This is a genomic window from Micromonospora sp. DT53 (assembly GCF_049841535.1).
Taxonomy (GTDB): Bacteria; Actinomycetota; Actinomycetes; order Mycobacteriales; family Micromonosporaceae; genus Micromonospora.
The window spans coordinates 514353-532222 of sequence record NZ_JBNCKM010000004.1; the positions used below are offsets into that span (position 1 = coordinate 514353).

Here is a 17870-nt window from a genome sequence, read left to right on the forward strand (position 1 = left end):
AGACAATGGCTATCCGTAAGTACAAGCCGACGACGCCGGGCCGACGTGGCTCCAGCGTCGCTGACTTCGCCGAGATCACCCGGTCCACGCCGGAGAAGTCGCTGCTGGCTCCGTTGCCGAAGAAGGGCGGGCGTAACGCCCACGGCCGGATCACGACGCGACACCACGGCGGCGGTCACAAGCGTCAGTACCGTCTGATCGACTTCAAGCGGGTCGACAAGGACGGCGTGCCGGCGAAGGTCGCTCACATCGAGTACGACCCGAACCGCACGGCGCGCATCGCGCTGCTGCACTACGCCGACGGCGAGAAGCGGTACATCATCGCGCCGAAGGACATGAAGCAGGGCGACCGCGTCGAGTCCGGTCCGGGCGCCGACATCAAGCCGGGTAACAACCTGCCGCTGCGCAACATCCCGGTCGGTACCACGATCCACAACGTGGAGCTGCGTCCGGGTGGCGGGGCCAAGCTGGCCCGTTCCGCAGGCGTCGGCATCCAGCTGCTCGGCCGTGAGGGCGCGTACGCGACCCTTCGTATGCCGTCCGGTGAGATCCGGCGTGTCGACGTGCGCTGCCGCGCCAGCGTCGGCGAGATCGGCAACGCCGACCAGTCGAACATCAACTGGGGTAAGGCCGGCCGGATGCGGTGGAAGGGCAAGCGCCCGACCGTCCGTGGTGTCGCCATGAACCCGGTCGACCACCCGCACGGTGGTGGTGAGGGTAAGACCTCCGGTGGTCGCCACCCGGTCAACCCGCAGGGTAAGCCCGAGGGCCGCACCCGCCGTAAGGGCCAGCCGAGTGACCGGCTGATCGTCCGCCGCCGCTACGCCACGCGTAAGCGCGGCTGAGGGAGATAAGACATGCCTCGCAGCCTGAAGAAGGGCCCGTTCGTCGACGACCACCTGCTCAAGAAGGTGGAAGTTCAGAACGACAAGGGTTCCAAGAACGTGATCAAGACCTGGTCGCGGCGCTCGACGATCATCCCCGAGATGCTGGGGCACACGATCGCCGTGCATGACGGACGCAAGCACGTCCCGGTGTTCGTGACCGAGGCGATGGTCGGGCACAAGCTCGGCGAGTTCGCGCTGACCCGCACGTTCAAGGGTCACGAGAAGGACGACCGGAAGAGCCGTCGGCGCTGACGCCGCGGGCATACGGATAGAGGGAACAAGGGGTTACAGCGATGCCAGGAAAGGGCGACGCTCCGGTGCTTCCGGGCGCGCGGGCGGTTGCGCGGCACGTGCGCATCTCGCCGATGAAGGCGCGCCGGGTGGTCAACCTCGTCCGCGGCCTGCCCGCGAAGGAGGCGCTCACGGTGCTGCAGTTCGCGCCGCAGGCTGCGAGCGAGCAGGTGTACAAGGTGCTCGCTAGCGCGATCGCCAACGCGGAGAACAACGAGCGGCTGGACCCCGACGCGCTGCTCGTCAGCGAGGCCTTCGTGGACGAGGGCCCGACGATGAAGCGGTTCCAGCCGCGGGCGCAGGGTCGGGCGTACCGAATCCGCAAGCGCACCTGCCACATCACTGTGGCGGTCGAAGCGGTCGCGCCGGCAGCGCCGAGGAAGGCCGCGGCGAAGAAGGCCGCCCCGGCCACGGAGGCCGCACCGGCCGAAGCGCAGAGCAAGACGGAGGACGCCGAGTAATGGGTCAGAAGGTTCACCCCACTGGGTTCCGGCTCGGCATCTCGACCGACTGGAAGTCCCGCTGGTTCGCGGACAAGCTCTACAAGGACTACATCGGCGAGGATGTCAAGATCCGCCGCATGATGTCCAAGGGCCTCGAGCGTGCCGGGATTTCCAAGGTCGACATCGAGCGCACCCGCGACCGGGTCCGCGTCGACATCCACACCGCCCGGCCGGGCATCGTCATCGGCCGTAAGGGTGCGGAGGCCGACCGGATCCGCGGAGAGCTCGAGAAGCTCACCGGCAAGCAGGTTCAGCTGAACATCATCGAGGTGAAGAACCCCGAGTCGGACGCCCAGCTTGTCGCGCAGGGCGTGGCCGAGCAGCTGTCCAGCCGGGTCAGCTTCCGTCGGGCGATGCGTAAGGCCATGCAGTCGGCGATGAAGAACCCGGTCTGCAAGGGCATCCGGGTTCAGGTCTCGGGTCGCCTCGGCGGCGCCGAGATGAGCCGGACCGAGTTCTACCGTGAGGGCCGGGTTCCGCTGCACACGCTGCGGGCCAACATCGAGTACGGCTTCTTCGAGGCCCGTACCACGTTCGGCCGGATCGGTGTGAAGGTCTGGATCTACAAGGGCGACGCCGTCATGGGCGGCCGGGAGGCTCCGGCCGAGGCCGGTCCGTCCCGCCCGCGTCGTGGTGAGCGTGGCGACCGTCCCGAGCGTCCGCGTCGTGGCCGGTCGGGTTCGTCCGGCACCACGGCTGGTGGCACCGAGGCCGGTCGGGCTGCTGCGACCACCATCGCGCAGCAGGCCGAGACGCCGAGCGGCGAGCCGGTCGACAGCGCAGCTGTCGCCGCCACTGCTGCTCCGGCAGAAACGCAGCAGGAGGGCTGACAGATGCTGATGCCGCGCAAGCCTCCGAAGGGCTTCCGCAAGCCGCACCACCCGGACCGCAGTGGCGCGTCCAAGGGTGGTAACCGGGTGGTGTTCGGCGAGTTCGGGATCCAGGCTCTCGAGCCGGCGTACGTGACGAACCGGCAGATCGAGTCGGCACGTATCGCGATGACTCGCCACATCAAGCGTGGTGGCAAGGTCTGGATCACGATCTTCCCGGACCAGGCCCTCACCAAGAAGCCTGCCGAGACCCGGATGGGTTCCGGTAAGGGTTCGCCCGAGTGGTGGGTCGCCAACGTCAAGCCGGGGCGGGTTCTCTTCGAGATGTCCTTCCCCAACGAGCAGACCGCGCGAGAGGCCATGCGTCGCGCGATCCACAAGCTCCCGATGAAGTGCCGCATTGTTACGCGCGAAGTGGGTGAATCCTGATGGCAGCGGGCGTTAAGGCGACCGAGCTGCGTGAGCTCTCCGAAGAGGAGCTGGTCACGAAGCTGCGGGAGGCCAAGGCGGAGCTGTTCAACCTCCGCGTGCAGGCCGCAACCGGGCAGCTGGACAACAACCGGCGGCTGCAGGTCATCCGCCGGGAGATCGCCCGGATCTACACGATCATGCGTGAGCGCGAGCTGGGGCTCTCGGCCGCGCCGACTGAGGTGACTGCATCATGACCGAAGAGACCGCCACCGCCGCCGCGCGGTCGCGCCGCAAGGTCCGCGAGGGCCTGGTGATCAGCGACAAGATGGACAAGACCGTCGTTGTCGAGGTCGAGGACCGGGTTCGGCACGCGCTGTACGGCAAGATCATGCGCCGTACGGCCAAGCTGAAGGTGCACGACGAGCAGAACGCCGCTGGCACCGGTGACCGGGTTCTCATCATGGAGACCCGGCCGCTGAGCGCCACCAAGCGTTGGCGGATCGTGGAGATCCTGGAAAAGGCCAAGTAGCGAAGGCTCGAGCCCGGCGTTGCGTCGGGCGTAGGTTCCGCCAGGCTCCGGCCGCTCCGGCGGCCGGAGAACCGGCAGACATAGGAGATAGACGTGATTCAGCAGGAGTCGCGACTGCGCGTCGCCGACAACACGGGTGCTCGGGAGATCCTTTGCATCCGGGTTCTCGGTGGCTCGGGTCGGCGCTACGCGAGCATCGGCGACGTCATCGTGGCCACGGTCAAGGACGCGATCCCGGGTGCCGGTGTGAAGAAGGGCGATGTCGTCAAGGCTGTCGTCGTTCGCACGGCCAAGGAGAGGCGGCGTCCGGACGGCTCGTACATCCGCTTCGACGAGAACGCCGCCGTCATCATCAAGGACGGCGGGGACCCGCGTGGTACCCGCATCTTCGGCCCGGTGGGCCGGGAGCTGCGGGACAAGCGGTTCATGAAGATTATTTCCCTCGCGCCGGAGGTGTTGTGACCGTGAAGGTCAAGAAGGGCGACACGGTCGTCATCATCGCCGGCAAGGACAAGGGCGCCAAGGGCAAGGTCATTGCGGCCTACCCGCGGCAGGACAAGGTCCTGGTCGAGGGCGTGAACCGGGTCAAGAAGCACACCCGAATCAGCACCACCCAGCGTGGCGCCAAGACCGGCGGCATCGTCACTCAGGAGGCCCCGATCCACGTCTCGAACGTGCAGGTCCTGGACTCCGACGGCAAGCCGACCCGCGTCGGTTACCGGTTCGACGACAACGGCCAGAAGGTCCGCATCGCGCGTAGCACCGGTAAGGACCTGTGATGACCACGGCTACCGAAAAGACCATGCCGCGCCTCAAGGAGCGGTACCGCAACGAGATCGCGGCCCAGCTGCGTGAGCAGAACAGCTACGGCAACCCCATGCAGGTGCCGCGGCTGGTCAAGATCGTCGTCAACATGGGTGTCGGTGAGGCTGCTCGCGACGCCAAGCTGATCGACGGTGCGGTCCGCGACCTCGCCACGATCACCGGTCAGAAGCCGCAGGTGCGGCGGGCGACCAAGTCCATCGCGCAGTTCAAGCTCCGCGAGGGCATGCCGATCGGCGCGAAGGTCACCCTTCGCGGCGACCGGATGTGGGAGTTCATGGACCGGCTGCTCTCCATCGCGCTGCCGCGTATCCGCGACTTCCGCGGCCTGGACGGGCGCAAGCTGGACGGGCACGGCAACTACACGTTCGGTCTGACCGAGCAGTCGGTGTTCCACGAGATCGACCAGGACCGGATCGATCGCCAGCGGGGCATGGACATCACGGTGGTCACGACCGCCACGACCGACGACGAGGGACGGGCGCTGCTCAAGCTCCTGGGCTTCCCGTTCAAGGAGAACTGAGATGGCCAAGAAGGCGCTGATCATCAAGGCGGCCGCGAAGCCGAAGTTCTCGGTTCGCGCGTACACCCGCTGCCAGCGGTGCGGGCGTCCGAAGGCGGTCTACCGCAAGTTCGGGCTCTGCCGGGTCTGCATCCGGGAGATGGCTCACCGTGGTGAGCTGCCGGGCGTGTCCAAGGCTTCCTGGTAAGGGCGACCGCGTCCCGGCCGTCGGCCGGGAACTCCTGCACCGATTAGGTATTGCTCTTCGCCGTAGGCCCGGGGCTGATGCCCCGGGAACCCCGGCGAGAAAGGCTGACGAAATCCATGACGATGACCGACCCGATCGCAGACATGCTCACGCGTCTGCGTAACGCCAACCAGGCGTACCACGATCAGGTGAAGATGCCCTACTCCAAGATCAAGGCGAACATCGCCGAGGTCTTGAAGGCCGAGGGTTACATCGCCACCTGGTCGGTCGAGGAGCCCGAGGAGGGTGCCGTCGGCAAGCGACTGGTCGTCGAGCTGAAGTACGGCCAGAACCGCGAGCGGAGCCTGGCCGGCATCAAGCGCGTGTCCAAGCCCGGTCTCCGGGTGTACGCCAAGTCGGACGGGCTCCCGCGGGTGCTCGGTGGGCTGGGCGTGGCGATCATTTCGACGTCCCAGGGGCTGCTGACCGACCGGCAGGCCCGCAAGCGGAGTGTTGGCGGGGAAGTCCTCGCCTTCGTCTGGTAACGGGAGACAGGTAGAAATGTCGCGAATTGGACGTAAGTCGATCCCGGTGCCAGCCGGCGTCGACATCACGATCGACGGGCAGACCGTCAAGGTCAAGGGCCCCAAGGGCCAGCTCCAGCACACCCTCGCCGAGCCGATCACGGTCGAGCGGGCCGAGGATGGGCAGCTGAGCGTCAACCGGCCGAACGACGAGCGCAAGGCCAAGGAACTCCACGGCCTGAGCCGTACGCTGGTTGCCAACATGATCGTCGGGGTCACCGAGGGCTACCGCAAGAGCCTGGAGATCGCCGGCACCGGTTACCGGGTCACCGCCAAGGGTTCGGACCTCGAGTTCGCGCTCGGGTTCTCGCACCCGGTGGTCGTCCCCGCCCCGGCGGGCATCACCTTCACGGTGGAGCGGCCGACCCTGTTCCACGTGGCTGGCATCGACAAGCAGCAGGTCGGTGAGGTCGCCGCCAACATCCGGAAGATCCGCCCGCCGGAGCCCTACAAGGGCAAGGGCGTCAAGTACCAGGGCGAGGTCATCCGCCGCAAGGCTGGAAAGGCAGGTAAGAAGTGAGCGCCACGCTGCTCAAGCGCCGCCGCGGTGTCGCCGCCAAGCGCGCCGTTGGGCGTGCGCGTCGACACTTCCGCGTCCGCAAGAACGTCAGCGGTACGGCCGAGCGTCCGCGCCTGGTCGTCACCCGCTCGCTGCGGCACATGGTCGCCCAGGTCGTCGACGACACCAAGGGTCACACCCTGGCGTCGGCGTCGACCCTGGACGCCTCGCTGCGCGGTGCGGAGGGCGACAAGAGCGCCCTGGCTGGCAAGGTGGGCGCGCTGCTCGCCGAGCGGGCCAAGGCCGCCGGCGTCTCCAAGGTCGTCTTCGACCGCGGTGGTAACCGGTACGCGGGGCGAGTCGCCGCGCTTGCCGACGCCGCCCGCGAAGCCGGGCTCGAGTTCTAACAACCCCGTCACGAGAGAGAAGGAAGGCTGCTGATGCCAGGTCAACAGCGCCGTGGCGGCGGGTCCGGTGGCAACGAGGGTGGTCGCCGCGACAACCGCCGTGAGGGCGGCCGCGGAAACGCGCCCGTCGAGAAGACCCCGCACCTTGAGCGGGTCGTCGCGATCAACCGCGTCGCCAAGGTCGTGAAGGGTGGTCGTCGCTTCAGCTTCACCGCCCTGGTGATCGTGGGCGACGGCGACGGCACGGTCGGCGTGGGCTACGGAAAGGCCAAGGAGGTGCCTGCGGCCATCGCCAAGGGTGTCGAGGAGGCCAAGAAGCACTTCTTCAAGGTTCCGCGGATCGGTCAGTCGATCCCGCACCCGGTGACGGGTGAGGACGCCGCTGGTGTGGTGCTGCTCAAGCCGGCCTCGGCCGGTACGGGTGTCATCGCCGGTGGACCGGTGCGTGCCGTGCTGGAGTGCGCCGGGATCCACGACGTGCTCTCCAAGAGCCTCGGCTCGTCGAACCCGATCAACATCGTGCACGCCACCGTGGCGGCCCTGAAGGGGCTTGAGTCCCCCGAGCAGGTCGCGGCGCGTCGTGGTCTGCCGGTGGAGGACGTCGCGCCGGCTGCCATGCTGGCGTCGCGTGCGGGGGTGGCGCGCTGATGGCACGCCTGAAGGTCACCCAGCTCCGGTCCGGTATCGGGACCAAGCACAACCAGCGTGAGTCGCTGCGTTCGCTCGGTCTCAAGCGGATCAACGACGTGGTGGTCAAGGAGGACCGGCCCGAGATCCGCGGCATGATCTTCACTGTGAGCCACCTCGTGAAGGTCGAGGAGGTCGAGTAATGACGATCAAGGTGCATCACCTGCGCCCGGCGCCCGGTTCCAAGACCGCGAAGACCCGTGTGGGTCGCGGTGAGGGTTCCAAGGGCAAGACCGCTGGTCGCGGTACCAAGGGTTCCAAGGCTCGCAAGAACATCTCGGCGGCGTTCGAGGGTGGGCAGATGCCCATCCACATGCGCCTGCCGAAGATGAAGGGCTTCAAGAACAAGTTCAAGGTGGTCTTCCAGGTGGTCAACCTGGACCGACTCGCTGAGCTGTTCCCGAATGGTGGTCAGGTCGGCCCGCTGGAGCTCGTCGAGTCCGGCGCGGTCCGCAAGGGTCACCCGGTCAAGGTCCTCGGCACCGGGGACCTCGGCGGTGTGGCGCTCCAGGTGTCTGCGCATGCGTTCAGTGCGTCGGCCAAGGAGAAGATCGCTGCCGCCGGCGGCTCCGTCACCGAGCTGTAAGGCGTACGACCATGGCGCCCGTCCAGTTGAGAGCAACTGGCGGGCGCCATGGTGTGCCTGGGGCCTCGAGCGCCCGGTAACATCGGAATCGATTTATGTAGTCGGGCGCATCTGCCCGGACCGGGGTGAGGCTGTTAGAGTCCCATCCCAGCCATGGATTGCGGGCACTCGCCCGTGATCCACCCCGACCCGCCAGGGATCACCGGCGGCCCGCCTCGCGCAGGAGGAAGAAGTTGCTGTCCGCCTTTCTCAGTGCGTTCCGTACGCCTGACCTGCGCAAGAAGCTGCTGTTCACAGTAGGCATCATCGCGGTCTACCGGCTGGGTGCAACGCTCCCCAGCCCGGGCGTCTCGTACGGCAACGTGCAGAAGTGCCTCGACACCATCCAGGGTGACACCACCGGGGTGGTGAACCTGCTCAACCTCTTCTCCGGCGGAGCGCTGCTACAGCTCTCGGTCTTCGCGCTGGGCATCATGCCCTACATCACCGCGTCGATCATCTTGCAGCTGCTGACCGTCGTGATCCCCCGCCTGGAGCAGCTCCGCAAGGAGGGCCAGGCCGGTCAGGCGAAGATCACCCAGTACACGCGCTACCTGACCCTGGGTCTCGGCGTGCTGCAGGCCTCGGCCTTCGTGGCCCTGGCCCGCTCGGGGCAGCTGTTCCAGAACAAGTGCGACCAGTTCCCGATCATCCCCACCGGCACCGGCATCCCGGACTGGCTGACCCTGGCCATCCTGGTGATGACGATGACCGCCGGCACCGGCATGGTCATGTGGCTCGGTGAGCTGATCACCGACCGCGGCGTCGGCAACGGCATGTCCGTCCTTATCTTCACCTCGATCGCGGCGCGGCTGCCCAGCGAGGGCTGGCAGATCAAGACCAGCAAGGGCTGGGACATGTTCGCCCTGGTCATCGCGCTGGTCCTGGTGGTCATCACCGCGGTCACCTTCATCGAGCAGGCGCAGCGCCGGATCCCGGTGCAGTACGCCAAGCGGATGATCGGCCGGCGGATGTACGGCGGCACCTCGACCTACATCCCGCTCAAGGTCAACCAGGCGGGTGTGATCCCGGTCATCTTCGGGTCGTCGCTGCTCTACCTGCCGCAGTTGGCGCTGCAGTTCTTCGACCAGACCGACCCGGGCAAGACCCAGTCGTGGATCCAGAACAACCTGGTCAACCCGAGCAGCCCGATCTACATCTCGGTCTACTTCCTGCTGATCATCTTCTTCACGTACTTCTACGTCTCGATCACGTTCAACCCGACCGAGGTCGCGGACAACATGAAGAAGTACGGCGGGTTCGTGCCGGGTATCCGCCCGGGCAAGCCGACGGCCGACTACCTCGACTTCATCCTCAGCCGGATCACCCTGCCGGGCGCGATCTACCTCGGCGTCATCTCGATCCTGCCGAACTTCTTCTTCATCTGGCTGGACAACCAGCAGTACCAGAACTTCCCGTTCGGCGGCACCGCTGTGCTCATCATGGTCGGCGTCGGTCTGGAGACCGTGAAGCAGATCGAGAGCCAACTCATGCAGCGGAACTACGAAGGGTTCCTGCGGTAGATGAGACTCGTTCTGGTTGGCCCGCCGGGGGCGGGCAAGGGCACACAGGCCGAGTTCATCGCCGCGCACCTCTCGGTGCCGAAGATTTCGACCGGAGACATCTTCCGGTCGAACGTCACCCAGGGCACGCCGCTCGGTGTCGAGGCGAAGCGGTACATGGACGCAGGCGAGCTGGTCCCGGACGAGGTCACCATCAACATGGTCCGGGACCGGCTGGCCGAGCCCGACGCCAGCGAGGGTTTCCTGCTCGACGGCTTCCCGCGGACGACTCCGCAGGCGGCCGCTCTGGACAAGCTCCTCGCCGATCTGGGCACCGCCCTGGATCTGGTCCTGGAGCTGGTCGTCGACGACGACGAGGTGATCCGGCGGCTCTCCGGTCGGCGTACCTGCCGGGGCTGCGGCAAGATCTGGCACGTCGAGTTCGACGCCACCACCCGGCCGGGCATCTGTGACAGGTGCGGCGCCGAGCTGTTCCAGCGCGACGACGACAAGCCGGAGACGATCGCCACGCGGCTTCGTGAGTACAGCGAGAAGACCGCACCCCTGGTCGACTACTACGGCGCTCAGGGCAAGCTGGTCGGGATCGACGCCACCGGGCCGGTGGAGGACGTCACCACCCGGGCCATCGACGCGTTGCGGTCGTACGGCGGCTGAGGTCCGGCCGGGCCACGGCGGATAGAGTGCGAACAGCGGGGTACGCGTTATGTGCCCCGCTGTTCGGCAACGAAAGGTAACCGCTCCATGCGTCGTCCCCAGCTGGACATCCAGCTGAAGACCCCTGACCAGATCGAGAAGATGCGGGCCGCCGGGCTGGTGGTGGCCGAGGCGCTCCGCCGAATGCGGGAGGCTGTTGCCCCCGGCGTGAGCACCGCCGATCTGGACGCCATCGCCGAGGCGACCATCCGCGAGGCGGGTGGCGTTCCGTCGTTCAAGGGTTATCACGGTTTTCCGGCGTCGATCTGCTCCTCGGTCAACGAGCAGGTCGTGCACGCCATCCCGTCGCCGAAGCAGGTGCTCCGGGCCGGTGACCTGATCTCCATCGACTGCGGCGCGGTGCTGGACGGGTGGCACGGCGACTCCGCGATCACGGTCGGGGTCGGCGACGTCGACCCGGCGCTGCTGAAGATGGCCGAGGTCGCCGAGGACGCGATGTGGGCCGGCATCGCCGCCGCCGCCCGGGGCGCGGCCAGCGGCAAGGGCCGCCTCACCGACATTTCGCACGCCGTGGAGACCGCCGTTCGCAAGGGCGGCCGGTACGGCATCGTCGACGGCTACGGCGGGCACGGCATCGGCACCGAGATGCACCAGGACCCGCACGTGCTCAACCATGGTCGGCCGGGCAAGGGGCCGCGACTGGTTCCCGGCATGGCGTTGGCCATCGAGCCGATGATCACCATGGCGTCCCCGCGTACGGCCGAGCTGGCCGACGGGTGGACGGTCGTCACCCGGGACGGCTCGGTGGCCGCGCACGTGGAGCACTCGATGGCTCTGCTGCCGGACGGCGTCTGGGTGCTCACCGCGTTCGACGGCGGCCGAACCCGCCTGGGCGATCTGGTAACCGCACGCCAACCAGCAGCCACAAAAACCCCCTAGCTTCGCACCCCGTCCGATGATCATGAAGTTATTGCCCTGACACGCCGGTGCGGCGGGCAACAACTTCATGATCGACCGACGTTGGGGGTCGGACGGGACTGGCGCGACGGTGGCATGCTTGCCGTCATGGACGGGCGCGACGGGATGCGAGCCGCGGACTCGGACCGCGCGGCGGTGGCCGACCGGTTGCGGGTGGCCCTGGACGAGGGCCGGTTGGATCTGCACGAGTACGACGAGCGGTTGCAGCGGGCCTACGCGGCACGCACGTACGCCGACCTGGAGGTCCTGCTCACCGACCTGCCGCCGGTGACGCCAGCGCAGCGGTCGGGCCTGGCGCCGGCCGCCGTGCCGACCGTGGGCCTGCTGGGTGACCAGCCCGGCCCGGCCCTCACCGGGGGCGTCACCGCCCGCTGGTTGGCCGAGGTGTGGCTCCCGTACCTGCGGGTGATCGCCATCGTGGTGACCATGTGGGCGGTGACGTCGGTGCTCAGCCAGGAACTGCTCTACTTCTGGCCGGGCTGGGTGGCGGGGCCATGGGGTGCGGTGCTGGTGGTCCGCACGTTCACGGGGCTGGCCGCGAAAGAGCCCCAGCGCCAGGCCGAAAAGCGCCAACGCCGCCGAGAGCGCAAGCGGGCAAAGCGCGCCGCCGAACCGGACAACCCTCCACCAACCCTCTGACTCCACCCCCGCCCGCCCCGTTGATCATGAAGTTATCGCCACCGGCGACGGCGTGTCGTGACAACAACTTCATGATCAACGGTGCTTGGGGTGGGGTTGTTTGGGGCGCCGCGCGGGTCGGTGGGTGGTCGGTTTGGCGGCGGGCTGCAGGCGGGCGTACACTTTCAGATCGGCGCACAGCGTCCACTCCGGCATGCCCACCCTGCGCTTCGGTGGGAGCTGGAGCCGCGGCTGGCGCGGGCTTCTGATTCTGATCAGATTTCCGTGTAAGACGTTGTGGGCCGCCCGGAGCAATCGACGTCAGGACAGCGGAGGACATGCCGAAAAAAGACGGAGCCATTGAGATCGAGGGTCGGGTCATCGAGCCCCTGCCGAACGCCATGTTCCGGGTGGAGCTCGCGAACGGCCACAAGGTGTTGGCTCACATCAGCGGCAAGATGCGGCAGCACTACATCCGCATCCTTCCGGAGGACCGGGTCGTCGTCGAACTTTCGCCGTACGACCTGACCCGCGGGCGCATCGTCTACCGCTACAAGTAGTCCTGACGACGGCCGGGAAGTCCCGTGTCCGTCTTCGACGTCCGGTGTCGCGTAGAACGCGTCCCCGGGCCAGATGGGAAGTAAGGCAACCGTGAAGGTCAAGCCGAGCGTCAAGAGGATCTGCCAGAAGTGCCGGGTTATCCGCCGGCACGGCCGGGTCATGGTCATCTGCAGCGACCCGCGCCACAAGCAGCGCCAGGGCTGACTCAGCCCCTCCGGCCGGAACACGGCCGGGTGGCGTTGGTCCCGGTAGATCCGCAGCGACACACACATCACACATGCTCGTCCCAGCCGCGAGCGGTACGCCAGACGTACCTCAGCGTGGCTGACCCCCGGTCGGAGGCCGGGGCCCGCTCGGGCAGCGACCGATCCCGGTCGCCGGCGCTCACCGCGTCGGAAAGACGGGACGGCCGGTAGCGGGGTGGGACGGGTCCACACCTCCGCCACACATCACGAGGAGTACGCCCGCACATGGCACGTCTAGTCGGCGTGGATCTCCCCCGCGAAAAGCGGTTGGAGATCGCGCTCACCTACATCTTCGGGGTCGGTCGCACCCGCGCCCTGGAGACACTCGCCGCCACCGGCATCTCGCCGGACAAGCGCGCTCGGGACCTCACGGACGAGGAGCTCGTGCAGCTCCGCGACCACATCGAGGGCAACTACAAGGTTGAAGGCGACCTGCGCCGCGAGGTCGCCGCTGACATCCGCCGCAAGGTTGAGATCGGCTGCTACGCCGGCATCCGGCACCGCCGGGGTCTGCCCGTGCGTGGCCAGCGGACCAAGACCAACGCACGGACCCGCAAGGGCCCGAAGCGGACCGTCGCCGGCAAGAAGAAGCCCGGCAAGAAGTAGTTCTTGACCGGATGACGGGGTCGGCCGTCGCCGAGGTAGGGCGGGCCGCAACCCGATCCGGAAAGTCAACTAGGAGCGCACAGACTTATGCCACCGAAGGCTCGTGCCGGAGCCGCTGTAAAGAAGGTCCGGCGCAAGGAACGCAAGAACGTCGCCCACGGGCAGGCGCATATCAAGAGCACGTTCAACAACACCATCGTGTCCATCACGGACCCGACCGGTGCGGTCATCTCCTGGGCCTCCGCCGGCCAGGTCGGCTTCAAGGGCTCCCGCAAGTCGACTCCGTTCGCCGCGCAGCTGGCCGCCGAGGCTGCCGCGCGTCGCGCCATGGAGCACGGCATGCGCAAGGTCGACGTGTTCGTCAAGGGTCCCGGCTCCGGCCGGGAGACCGCCATCCGTTCGCTGCAGGCCGTGGGCCTCGAGGTCGGGCAGATCGCCGACGTCACCCCGCAGCCGCACAACGGGTGCCGTCCGCCGAAGCGTCGCCGGGTCTGAGAGGTAGAGAGAGATGGCTCGTTACACCGGTGCAGACTGCCGCCGTTGCCGGCGGGAGAAGATGAAGCTGTTCCTCAAGGGCAGCAAGTGCGATGGTCCGAAGTGCCCGTTCGAGTCCCGGCCGTTCCCGCCCGGGCAGCACGGCCGCGGCCGCACCAAGGAGACGGAGTACCTGCTCCAGCTCCGTGAGAAGCAGAAGGCCCGCCGGGTTTACGGCGTGCTGGAGAAGCAGTTCCGCGGTTACTACGAGGAAGCCGTTGGCAAGCAGGCCAAGACCGGTGAGGTCCTCCTGCAGATCCTCGAGTCGCGGCTGGACAACGTCGTTTACCGGGCCGGCTACGCCCACTCGCGGGACATGGCCCGCCAGCTGGTCAAGCACGGTCACTTCACGGTGAACGGCAAGAAGGTCGACATCCCGTCGTACCGCGTCAAGGAGCACGACATCATCGAGGTTCGGGGCAAGAGCAAGGAGCTCACCCCGTTCATCGTCGCGCAGGCTCAGGCCGGCTCGCGGACGGTTCCGGCGTGGCTTGAGGCCATCCCGAGCCAGATGAAGGTGCTCGTGCACTCCCTCCCGGCCCGGCAGGTCATCGACACGCAGGTCCAGGAGCAGTTGATCGTCGAGCTCTACTCCAAGTAGTCCGAGCTCGTTCGGTGGCCCGCCCCTCGGGGCGGGCCACCGGAACAGTTTGTGTCGTGGGCGTCAAATAGCGGGCGCCCCGGAAGAGAAGAGAAAAGATGCTCATCAGCCAGCGACCCTCCCTCTCCGAGGAGTCGATCAACGAGACCCGGTCCCGGTTCGCCATCGAGCCGCTGGAGCCGGGCTTCGGCTACACCCTGGGTAACTCGCTGCGGCGCACGCTGCTGTCGTCGATCCCGGGCGCGGCCGTCACCTCGATCAAGATCGACGGTGTGCTGCACGAGTTCACCACGATCCCCGGTGTCAAGGAGGACGTGGTCGAGCTCGTCATGAACATCAAGGAGCTGTGCGTCAGCTCCGAGCACGACGAGCCGGTCAGCATGTACCTGCGCAAGCAGGGTCCGGGCGACGTGACCGCAGGCGACATCCAGCCGCCGGCCGGTGTCTCGGTGCACAACCCGGATCTCAAGCTCGCCACCCTGAACGGCAAGGGTCGGCTCGACATGGAGCTGACCGTCGAGCGGGGCCGGGGCTACGTGACGGCGGCGCAGAACAAGCAGTCCGGCGCCGAGATCGGCCGGATCCCGGTCGACTCGATCTACTCGCCGGTGCTGAAGGTGACCTACCGCGTCGAGGCGACCCGTGTCGAGCAGCGCACCGACTTCGACCGGCTGATCATCGACGTCGAGACCAAGCCGTCGATGGGTCCGCGTACCGCGCTGGCCTCCGCCGGTTCGACGCTCGTGGAGCTGTTCGGTCTGGCCCGGGAGCTGGACGAGACCGCCGAGGGCATCGACATCGGGCCGTCCCCGCAGGACGCCCAGCTGGCGGCGGACCTTGCCCTGCCGATCGAGGAGCTGGACCTCACCGTCCGCTCCTACAACTGCCTCAAGCGCGAGGGCATCAACTCCGTTGGTGAGCTCATCGGGCGTACCGAGGCCGACCTCCTCGACATTCGCAACTTCGGTCAGAAGTCGATCGACGAGGTCAAGATGAAGCTCGCCGGGATGGGTCTCGGGCTGAAGGACTCGGCTCCGAACTTCGACCCGGCGCACGTCGTGGACACCTTCGGCGAGGCCGACTACGACACCGACGACTACCGCGAGACCGAGCAGCTCTAGTCCGCGCTGCCGCCACAACTGAGGAGCACCAAAAATGCCCACGCCCACCAAGGGCCCCCGCCTCGGCGGCAGCCCCTCGCACGAGCGGCTGATGCTCGCCAACCTGGCGACCGCGCTGTTCCAGCACGGCAAGATCCAGACCACCGAGACGAAGGCCCGGCGGCTGCGCCCGCTGGCCGAGCAGCTCATCACCAAGGCCAAGCGCGGTGACCTCGCCTCGCGGCGTCGGGTGCTGGGTGTCGTCAAGGACAAGGACGTGGTCTACGCCCTGTTCGACCAGATCGCGCCCCGGTACTCCAACCGCCCCGGCGGTTACACCCGGATCGTGAAGACCGGTCCGCGCAAGGGTGACAACGCGCCGATGGCCATCATCGAGCTGGTGGAGGAGCTTCAGGTCGCCGAGCCGAAGGCGAACAAGAAGACCGCCGCCCGCAAGGCCGCGCAGCAGGACAAGGTCGAGGCGCTCGCCCCGGCCGACGAGGCCCCGCAGTCGGCTCCGGCCGACCAGGACTCCGAGGCGCCGGTGTCGGCGTCCGGTGACACCGACGCCGCCCGCGAGGACAGCGACGAGGCCACCGAGAACAAGGCCTGATCAAGGGCATTGTCGGGCCCGGCACCCCATCGGGGTGTCGGGCCCGACCCGTAACAGGAGGTACGAGGGTGGACGAGCGGATCCGGCTGCGGCTGGACGTCTCGTACGACGGCACCGACTTCTCCGGCTGGGCAGCCCAGCCGACCCGGCGCACCGTCGCGGGGGTGCTCGTCGAAACCCTGGACCTGGTCCTCGGCGTCGGTACGGCCACCGGTCTGACGGTGGCCGGACGGACCGACGCGGGGGTGCACGCCACGGGGCAGGTGTGCCACCTGGACCTGCCGGTGGACGTGTGGCGCGAGCACGAGGGGCGGCTGCTGCGTCGCCTGGCCCGGCTGCTCCCCACCGACGTGCGCGTACGGGCGATGACCGAGGTGCCGGCCGACTTCGACGCCCGGTTCTCGGCCACCTTCCGGCGCTACGAGTACCGGGTCACCGATGCGCCCTTCGGCGCCGAGCCGCTGCGCCGGCACGAGGTGCTGGCCTGGCCGAAGCCGTTGGACCTGGCCGCGCTGAACGCCGCCGCGACCGGGCTGGTGGGGGAGCACGACTTCGCCGCGTACTGCCGGCGCAAGGAGCACGCCACCACGCTGCGCGAGGTGACCCGGCTGGACTGGCGTCGCGACCCGGACGGCATCCTGGTCGCCACCGTGCAGGCCGACGCGTTCTGCCAGGCGATGGTGCGCAGCCTGGTGGGGGCCATGCTGGTGGCCGGGGACGGCCGCCGCCCGGTCGAGTGGCCGGGCACTCTGCTCACCCAGCGGGAGCGGTCCAGCGAGGTGACCGTGGCCCCCGCGCGCGGGCTGACCCTGGTCGCCGTCGGCTACCCGACCGATCCGGCCGAGTACGCCCACCGCGCCACCCTCACCCGCCGGTTGCGGGTCCCGATCGAGGGCTGACCGCCTGCGGGGTCAGTCGCCCGGCAGGCCGCCGTCGCTGCCCTGGCTCGCGGTGCTGCCGGTCGGGGCCGCCGTGGGTTGTGCGGCGGTGCCACCGTCGGCCCGGCTCTGTAGCACGCCCCGGCTGAGGTGCAGCTCGATCATGTCGAACAGGATCTCGCGGACCTTGGCGTCACCCGCCTTGACCGCCGCTCCGTCCTTGCGAACCACCAGGGCGTACGCCAGGTAGTGGCCGCGGACCTGCCAGCCGACACGTGCCGGCGCGCTGGCCAGGACGTCGGTGCCGTCGACGTCGTCGGCGGTGAGGCCACGGAATCGGCCCTGCCGCTCGTCGAGCAGTTGCCGGAGCCGGTCTCGGGTTCGTTCCGCGCTGACCTTGTCGGTGAGGTTGAACAGGCCGGCGGTGACCAGGTGGCTGTCGTCGGGCGTGCTCAGCGTGGCCCGGACGACCTGGTTGCAGCCGAGCCGGACCAGCAGGTCGGCGACCTCGTCGGTGGCGGCGACTGCGCAACTGCCGCTGGACTGGGTCTTGAGTACCTGATAACTCGGCTGACCGTCGGTGAGCTTCAGCTCCTTGCCGGGGAAGAGTTCCTTGGCGGTGAGCGGAGCCTGGTCGGTGTCCCGGGAGTCGAGGGTCAGCCGTTCCGGCGCGGCCGATGTGGGGGCGGCGTTCGGCTGGTACGTCGGGTTGTTCTGTGGCTGGTCGTCGCGGTCGATGAGCAGCGCGGCGGCACCGAGGCCGCACAGGGCGAGCAGCACCAGAACGGCTGCGCCGCCGATCAGTACCTGCCACAGTCGGCCGCCGCCGCGTCGGGCGGGCGGCTCCATCGGTGTCGCCGAGGTGTAGATCTGGCTGCGGGGCGGCGCGGGTGGGATGTCGGCACGAGTCGGCACCGGCTGCGACGATGGCAGCGAGAGTTGGTTCGGCCGGGGCAGCGAGGGCGCGGGGAAGCGCGACGGTGACGGCCCGGCCGGCGGGGGCGGACCGGCGCCGAGCGCCGACAGATCGGACCCGGGCTCCGGGTACTCCTCGAAAGCGTCCTCATCGGACTGGTACCGATACACCATGTCGCCCAGAGTAGGAGGCATTGTCCCTTTAGGGGGTAATATTGGGTAAATGTGGGCGTGCGCCGCGCCGGGTCCGTGGAGAAGAGGATCGCGCCGACGACCGTCC

Annotated in this window: 30 protein-coding genes; 29 read left to right on the forward strand and 1 reads right to left on the reverse strand. The window is 68.1% G+C overall.

Annotated elements, in window-relative coordinates:
• The first annotated feature begins 5 nt into the window (after positions 1-5).
• The 29 genes from rplB (at position 6) to truA (ending at position 16696) form a co-directional block, all read left to right on the forward strand.
• On the forward strand, positions 6-845 hold the full coding sequence (rplB, locus tag ACLQ3B_RS16615) for a 50S ribosomal protein L2 (RefSeq protein ID WP_088950237.1): 840 nt from the start codon (positions 6-8) through the stop codon (positions 843-845).
• 12 nt (positions 846-857) lie between these two features.
• The gene (rpsS, locus tag ACLQ3B_RS16620) at positions 858-1139 is read left to right on the forward strand and encodes a 30S ribosomal protein S19 (RefSeq protein WP_007465299.1); all 282 of its coding nucleotides are present in this window, start codon (positions 858-860) and stop codon (positions 1137-1139) included.
• A 41-nt stretch (positions 1140-1180) separates the two neighbouring features.
• The gene (rplV, locus tag ACLQ3B_RS16625; protein WP_007465297.1) at positions 1181-1639 is read left to right on the forward strand and encodes a 50S ribosomal protein L22; all 459 of its coding nucleotides are present in this window, start codon (positions 1181-1183) and stop codon (positions 1637-1639) included.
• On the forward strand, positions 1639-2511 hold the full coding sequence (gene rpsC / locus ACLQ3B_RS16630; protein WP_196929471.1) for a 30S ribosomal protein S3: 873 nt from the start codon (positions 1639-1641) through the stop codon (positions 2509-2511). Before rplV ends, rpsC begins: the two co-directional genes overlap by 1 nt.
• A gap of 3 nt (positions 2512-2514) precedes the next feature.
• Positions 2515-2940: a 50S ribosomal protein L16 gene (gene rplP / locus ACLQ3B_RS16635; protein ID WP_053653940.1), complete on the forward strand. Its 426-nt coding sequence runs from the start codon at positions 2515-2517 to the stop codon at positions 2938-2940.
• A complete protein-coding gene (gene rpmC, locus ACLQ3B_RS16640; RefSeq protein WP_007465283.1) occupies positions 2940-3176 on the forward strand; it encodes a 50S ribosomal protein L29 in 237 nt (78 codons plus the stop codon). The genes rplP and rpmC overlap by 1 nt, the downstream gene beginning before the upstream one ends.
• Positions 3173-3451, forward strand: coding sequence for a 30S ribosomal protein S17 (rpsQ, locus tag ACLQ3B_RS16645; protein ID WP_030489590.1), 279 nt, complete (start codon positions 3173-3175; stop codon positions 3449-3451). Before rpmC ends, rpsQ begins: the two co-directional genes overlap by 4 nt.
• 93 nt (positions 3452-3544) lie before the next feature.
• Positions 3545-3913, forward strand: coding sequence for a 50S ribosomal protein L14 (gene rplN / locus ACLQ3B_RS16650; RefSeq protein ID WP_007465279.1), 369 nt, complete (start codon positions 3545-3547; stop codon positions 3911-3913).
• Complete coding sequence (gene rplX, locus ACLQ3B_RS16655; protein ID WP_030489591.1) at positions 3910-4230, forward strand: 50S ribosomal protein L24; 321 nt, start codon at positions 3910-3912, stop codon at positions 4228-4230. The genes rplN and rplX overlap by 4 nt, the downstream gene beginning before the upstream one ends.
• A complete protein-coding gene (gene rplE, locus ACLQ3B_RS16660) occupies positions 4230-4796 on the forward strand; it encodes a 50S ribosomal protein L5 (protein ID WP_425781612.1) in 567 nt (188 codons plus the stop codon). The genes rplX and rplE overlap by 1 nt, the downstream gene beginning before the upstream one ends.
• A 1-nt stretch (position 4797) precedes the next feature.
• Complete coding sequence (locus ACLQ3B_RS16665) at positions 4798-4983, forward strand: type Z 30S ribosomal protein S14 (protein ID WP_007465272.1); 186 nt, start codon at positions 4798-4800, stop codon at positions 4981-4983.
• A 116-nt stretch (positions 4984-5099) separates the two neighbouring features.
• Positions 5100-5507: a 30S ribosomal protein S8 gene (gene rpsH / locus ACLQ3B_RS16670; RefSeq protein ID WP_007465270.1), complete on the forward strand. Its 408-nt coding sequence runs from the start codon at positions 5100-5102 to the stop codon at positions 5505-5507.
• A gap of 16 nt (positions 5508-5523) precedes the next feature.
• Positions 5524-6066, forward strand: coding sequence for a 50S ribosomal protein L6 (rplF, locus tag ACLQ3B_RS16675; protein ID WP_091402383.1), 543 nt, complete (start codon positions 5524-5526; stop codon positions 6064-6066).
• Positions 6063-6452, forward strand: a complete 390-nt coding sequence (rplR, locus tag ACLQ3B_RS16680; RefSeq protein ID WP_091402381.1) for a 50S ribosomal protein L18 — start codon at positions 6063-6065, stop codon at positions 6450-6452. The genes rplF and rplR overlap by 4 nt, the downstream gene beginning before the upstream one ends.
• Before the next feature lie 33 nt (positions 6453-6485).
• Positions 6486-7100, forward strand: coding sequence for a 30S ribosomal protein S5 (rpsE, locus tag ACLQ3B_RS16685; protein WP_007465263.1), 615 nt, complete (start codon positions 6486-6488; stop codon positions 7098-7100).
• Positions 7100-7282: a 50S ribosomal protein L30 gene (gene rpmD, locus ACLQ3B_RS16690; protein ID WP_007465262.1), complete on the forward strand. Its 183-nt coding sequence runs from the start codon at positions 7100-7102 to the stop codon at positions 7280-7282. The genes rpsE and rpmD overlap by 1 nt, the downstream gene beginning before the upstream one ends.
• A complete protein-coding gene (rplO, locus tag ACLQ3B_RS16695; RefSeq protein WP_030329906.1) occupies positions 7282-7725 on the forward strand; it encodes a 50S ribosomal protein L15 in 444 nt (147 codons plus the stop codon). The genes rpmD and rplO overlap by 1 nt, the downstream gene beginning before the upstream one ends.
• A 233-nt stretch (positions 7726-7958) precedes the next feature.
• Complete coding sequence (gene secY, locus ACLQ3B_RS16700) at positions 7959-9287, forward strand: preprotein translocase subunit SecY (protein ID WP_357763957.1); 1329 nt, start codon at positions 7959-7961, stop codon at positions 9285-9287.
• Positions 9288-9941, forward strand: a complete 654-nt coding sequence (locus tag ACLQ3B_RS16705) for an adenylate kinase (protein WP_088950228.1) — start codon at positions 9288-9290, stop codon at positions 9939-9941. It abuts the gene before it with no gap.
• An 87-nt stretch (positions 9942-10028) separates the two neighbouring features.
• Complete coding sequence (map, locus tag ACLQ3B_RS16710; protein ID WP_425781615.1) at positions 10029-10880, forward strand: type I methionyl aminopeptidase; 852 nt, start codon at positions 10029-10031, stop codon at positions 10878-10880.
• Positions 10881-11006: 126 nt separating this feature from the next.
• Positions 11007-11558, forward strand: coding sequence for a DUF1707 SHOCT-like domain-containing protein (locus ACLQ3B_RS16715; protein WP_425781617.1), 552 nt, complete (start codon positions 11007-11009; stop codon positions 11556-11558).
• Between the two features lie 317 nt (positions 11559-11875).
• On the forward strand, positions 11876-12097 hold the full coding sequence (infA, locus tag ACLQ3B_RS16720; protein WP_007073013.1) for a translation initiation factor IF-1: 222 nt from the start codon (positions 11876-11878) through the stop codon (positions 12095-12097).
• A gap of 91 nt (positions 12098-12188) precedes the next feature.
• Positions 12189-12302, forward strand: coding sequence for a 50S ribosomal protein L36 (gene rpmJ / locus ACLQ3B_RS16725; protein WP_088952025.1), 114 nt, complete (start codon positions 12189-12191; stop codon positions 12300-12302).
• A gap of 266 nt (positions 12303-12568) precedes the next feature.
• Positions 12569-12949: a 30S ribosomal protein S13 gene (gene rpsM / locus ACLQ3B_RS16730; RefSeq protein WP_030329917.1), complete on the forward strand. Its 381-nt coding sequence runs from the start codon at positions 12569-12571 to the stop codon at positions 12947-12949.
• Positions 12950-13036: 87 nt separating this feature from the next.
• Complete coding sequence (gene rpsK, locus ACLQ3B_RS16735) at positions 13037-13444, forward strand: 30S ribosomal protein S11 (protein WP_030329919.1); 408 nt, start codon at positions 13037-13039, stop codon at positions 13442-13444.
• A 13-nt stretch (positions 13445-13457) separates the two neighbouring features.
• Positions 13458-14084 (forward strand): 30S ribosomal protein S4, encoded by a 627-nt coding sequence (rpsD, locus tag ACLQ3B_RS16740; protein WP_238679500.1) that lies wholly within the window; start codon positions 13458-13460, stop codon positions 14082-14084.
• 98 nt (positions 14085-14182) lie between these two features.
• The gene (locus ACLQ3B_RS16745) at positions 14183-15205 is read left to right on the forward strand and encodes a DNA-directed RNA polymerase subunit alpha (RefSeq protein ID WP_007465227.1); all 1023 of its coding nucleotides are present in this window, start codon (positions 14183-14185) and stop codon (positions 15203-15205) included.
• 34 nt (positions 15206-15239) lie between these two features.
• The gene (gene rplQ, locus ACLQ3B_RS16750) at positions 15240-15797 is read left to right on the forward strand and encodes a 50S ribosomal protein L17 (RefSeq protein WP_425781619.1); all 558 of its coding nucleotides are present in this window, start codon (positions 15240-15242) and stop codon (positions 15795-15797) included.
• Positions 15798-15865: 68 nt separating this feature from the next.
• A complete protein-coding gene (gene truA, locus ACLQ3B_RS16755; protein WP_425781621.1) occupies positions 15866-16696 on the forward strand; it encodes a tRNA pseudouridine(38-40) synthase TruA in 831 nt (276 codons plus the stop codon).
• Positions 16697-16708: 12 nt separating this feature from the next.
• On the opposite strand, the gene ACLQ3B_RS16760 is transcribed toward truA, so the two are convergent.
• Positions 16709-17764, reverse strand: a complete 1056-nt coding sequence (locus tag ACLQ3B_RS16760) for a hypothetical protein (RefSeq protein ID WP_425781623.1) — start codon at positions 17762-17764, stop codon at positions 16709-16711.
• Positions 17765-17870: the final 106 nt, after the last annotated feature.

Excerpts from the sequence above, each read along its gene's own strand:
- rplB (WP_088950237.1), top strand. The coding sequence starts at position 6 with ATGGCTATCCGTAAGTACAAGCCGACGACGCCGGGCCGACGTGGCTCC.
- rpsS (WP_007465299.1), top strand. The coding sequence starts at position 858 with ATGCCTCGCAGCCTGAAGAAGGGCCCGTTCGTCGACGACCACCTGCTC.
- rplV (WP_007465297.1), top strand. The coding sequence starts at position 1,181 with ATGCCAGGAAAGGGCGACGCTCCGGTGCTTCCGGGCGCGCGGGCGGTT.
- rpsC (WP_196929471.1), top strand. The coding sequence starts at position 1,639 with ATGGGTCAGAAGGTTCACCCCACTGGGTTCCGGCTCGGCATCTCGACC.
- rplP (WP_053653940.1), top strand. The coding sequence starts at position 2,515 with ATGCTGATGCCGCGCAAGCCTCCGAAGGGCTTCCGCAAGCCGCACCAC.
- rpmC (WP_007465283.1), top strand. The coding sequence starts at position 2,940 with ATGGCAGCGGGCGTTAAGGCGACCGAGCTGCGTGAGCTCTCCGAAGAG.
- rpsQ (WP_030489590.1), top strand. The coding sequence starts at position 3,173 with ATGACCGAAGAGACCGCCACCGCCGCCGCGCGGTCGCGCCGCAAGGTC.
- rplE (WP_425781612.1), top strand. The coding sequence starts at position 4,230 with ATGACCACGGCTACCGAAAAGACCATGCCGCGCCTCAAGGAGCGGTAC.
- ACLQ3B_RS16665 (WP_007465272.1), top strand. The coding sequence starts at position 4,798 with ATGGCCAAGAAGGCGCTGATCATCAAGGCGGCCGCGAAGCCGAAGTTC.
- rpsH (WP_007465270.1), top strand. The coding sequence starts at position 5,100 with ATGACGATGACCGACCCGATCGCAGACATGCTCACGCGTCTGCGTAAC.
- rplF (WP_091402383.1), top strand. The coding sequence starts at position 5,524 with ATGTCGCGAATTGGACGTAAGTCGATCCCGGTGCCAGCCGGCGTCGAC.
- rpsE (WP_007465263.1), top strand. The coding sequence starts at position 6,486 with ATGCCAGGTCAACAGCGCCGTGGCGGCGGGTCCGGTGGCAACGAGGGT.
- rpmD (WP_007465262.1), top strand. The coding sequence starts at position 7,100 with ATGGCACGCCTGAAGGTCACCCAGCTCCGGTCCGGTATCGGGACCAAG.
- rplO (WP_030329906.1), top strand. The coding sequence starts at position 7,282 with ATGACGATCAAGGTGCATCACCTGCGCCCGGCGCCCGGTTCCAAGACC.
- ACLQ3B_RS16705 (WP_088950228.1), top strand. The coding sequence starts at position 9,288 with ATGAGACTCGTTCTGGTTGGCCCGCCGGGGGCGGGCAAGGGCACACAG.
- map (WP_425781615.1), top strand. The coding sequence starts at position 10,029 with ATGCGTCGTCCCCAGCTGGACATCCAGCTGAAGACCCCTGACCAGATC.
- ACLQ3B_RS16715 (WP_425781617.1), top strand. The coding sequence starts at position 11,007 with ATGGACGGGCGCGACGGGATGCGAGCCGCGGACTCGGACCGCGCGGCG.
- infA (WP_007073013.1), top strand. The coding sequence starts at position 11,876 with ATGCCGAAAAAAGACGGAGCCATTGAGATCGAGGGTCGGGTCATCGAG.
- rpsM (WP_030329917.1), top strand. The coding sequence starts at position 12,569 with ATGGCACGTCTAGTCGGCGTGGATCTCCCCCGCGAAAAGCGGTTGGAG.
- rpsK (WP_030329919.1), top strand. The coding sequence starts at position 13,037 with ATGCCACCGAAGGCTCGTGCCGGAGCCGCTGTAAAGAAGGTCCGGCGC.
- rpsD (WP_238679500.1), top strand. The coding sequence starts at position 13,458 with ATGGCTCGTTACACCGGTGCAGACTGCCGCCGTTGCCGGCGGGAGAAG.
- ACLQ3B_RS16745 (WP_007465227.1), top strand. The coding sequence starts at position 14,183 with ATGCTCATCAGCCAGCGACCCTCCCTCTCCGAGGAGTCGATCAACGAG.
- rplQ (WP_425781619.1), top strand. The coding sequence starts at position 15,240 with ATGCCCACGCCCACCAAGGGCCCCCGCCTCGGCGGCAGCCCCTCGCAC.
- ACLQ3B_RS16760 (WP_425781623.1), bottom strand. The coding sequence starts at position 17,764 with ATGGTGTATCGGTACCAGTCCGATGAGGACGCTTTCGAGGAGTACCCG.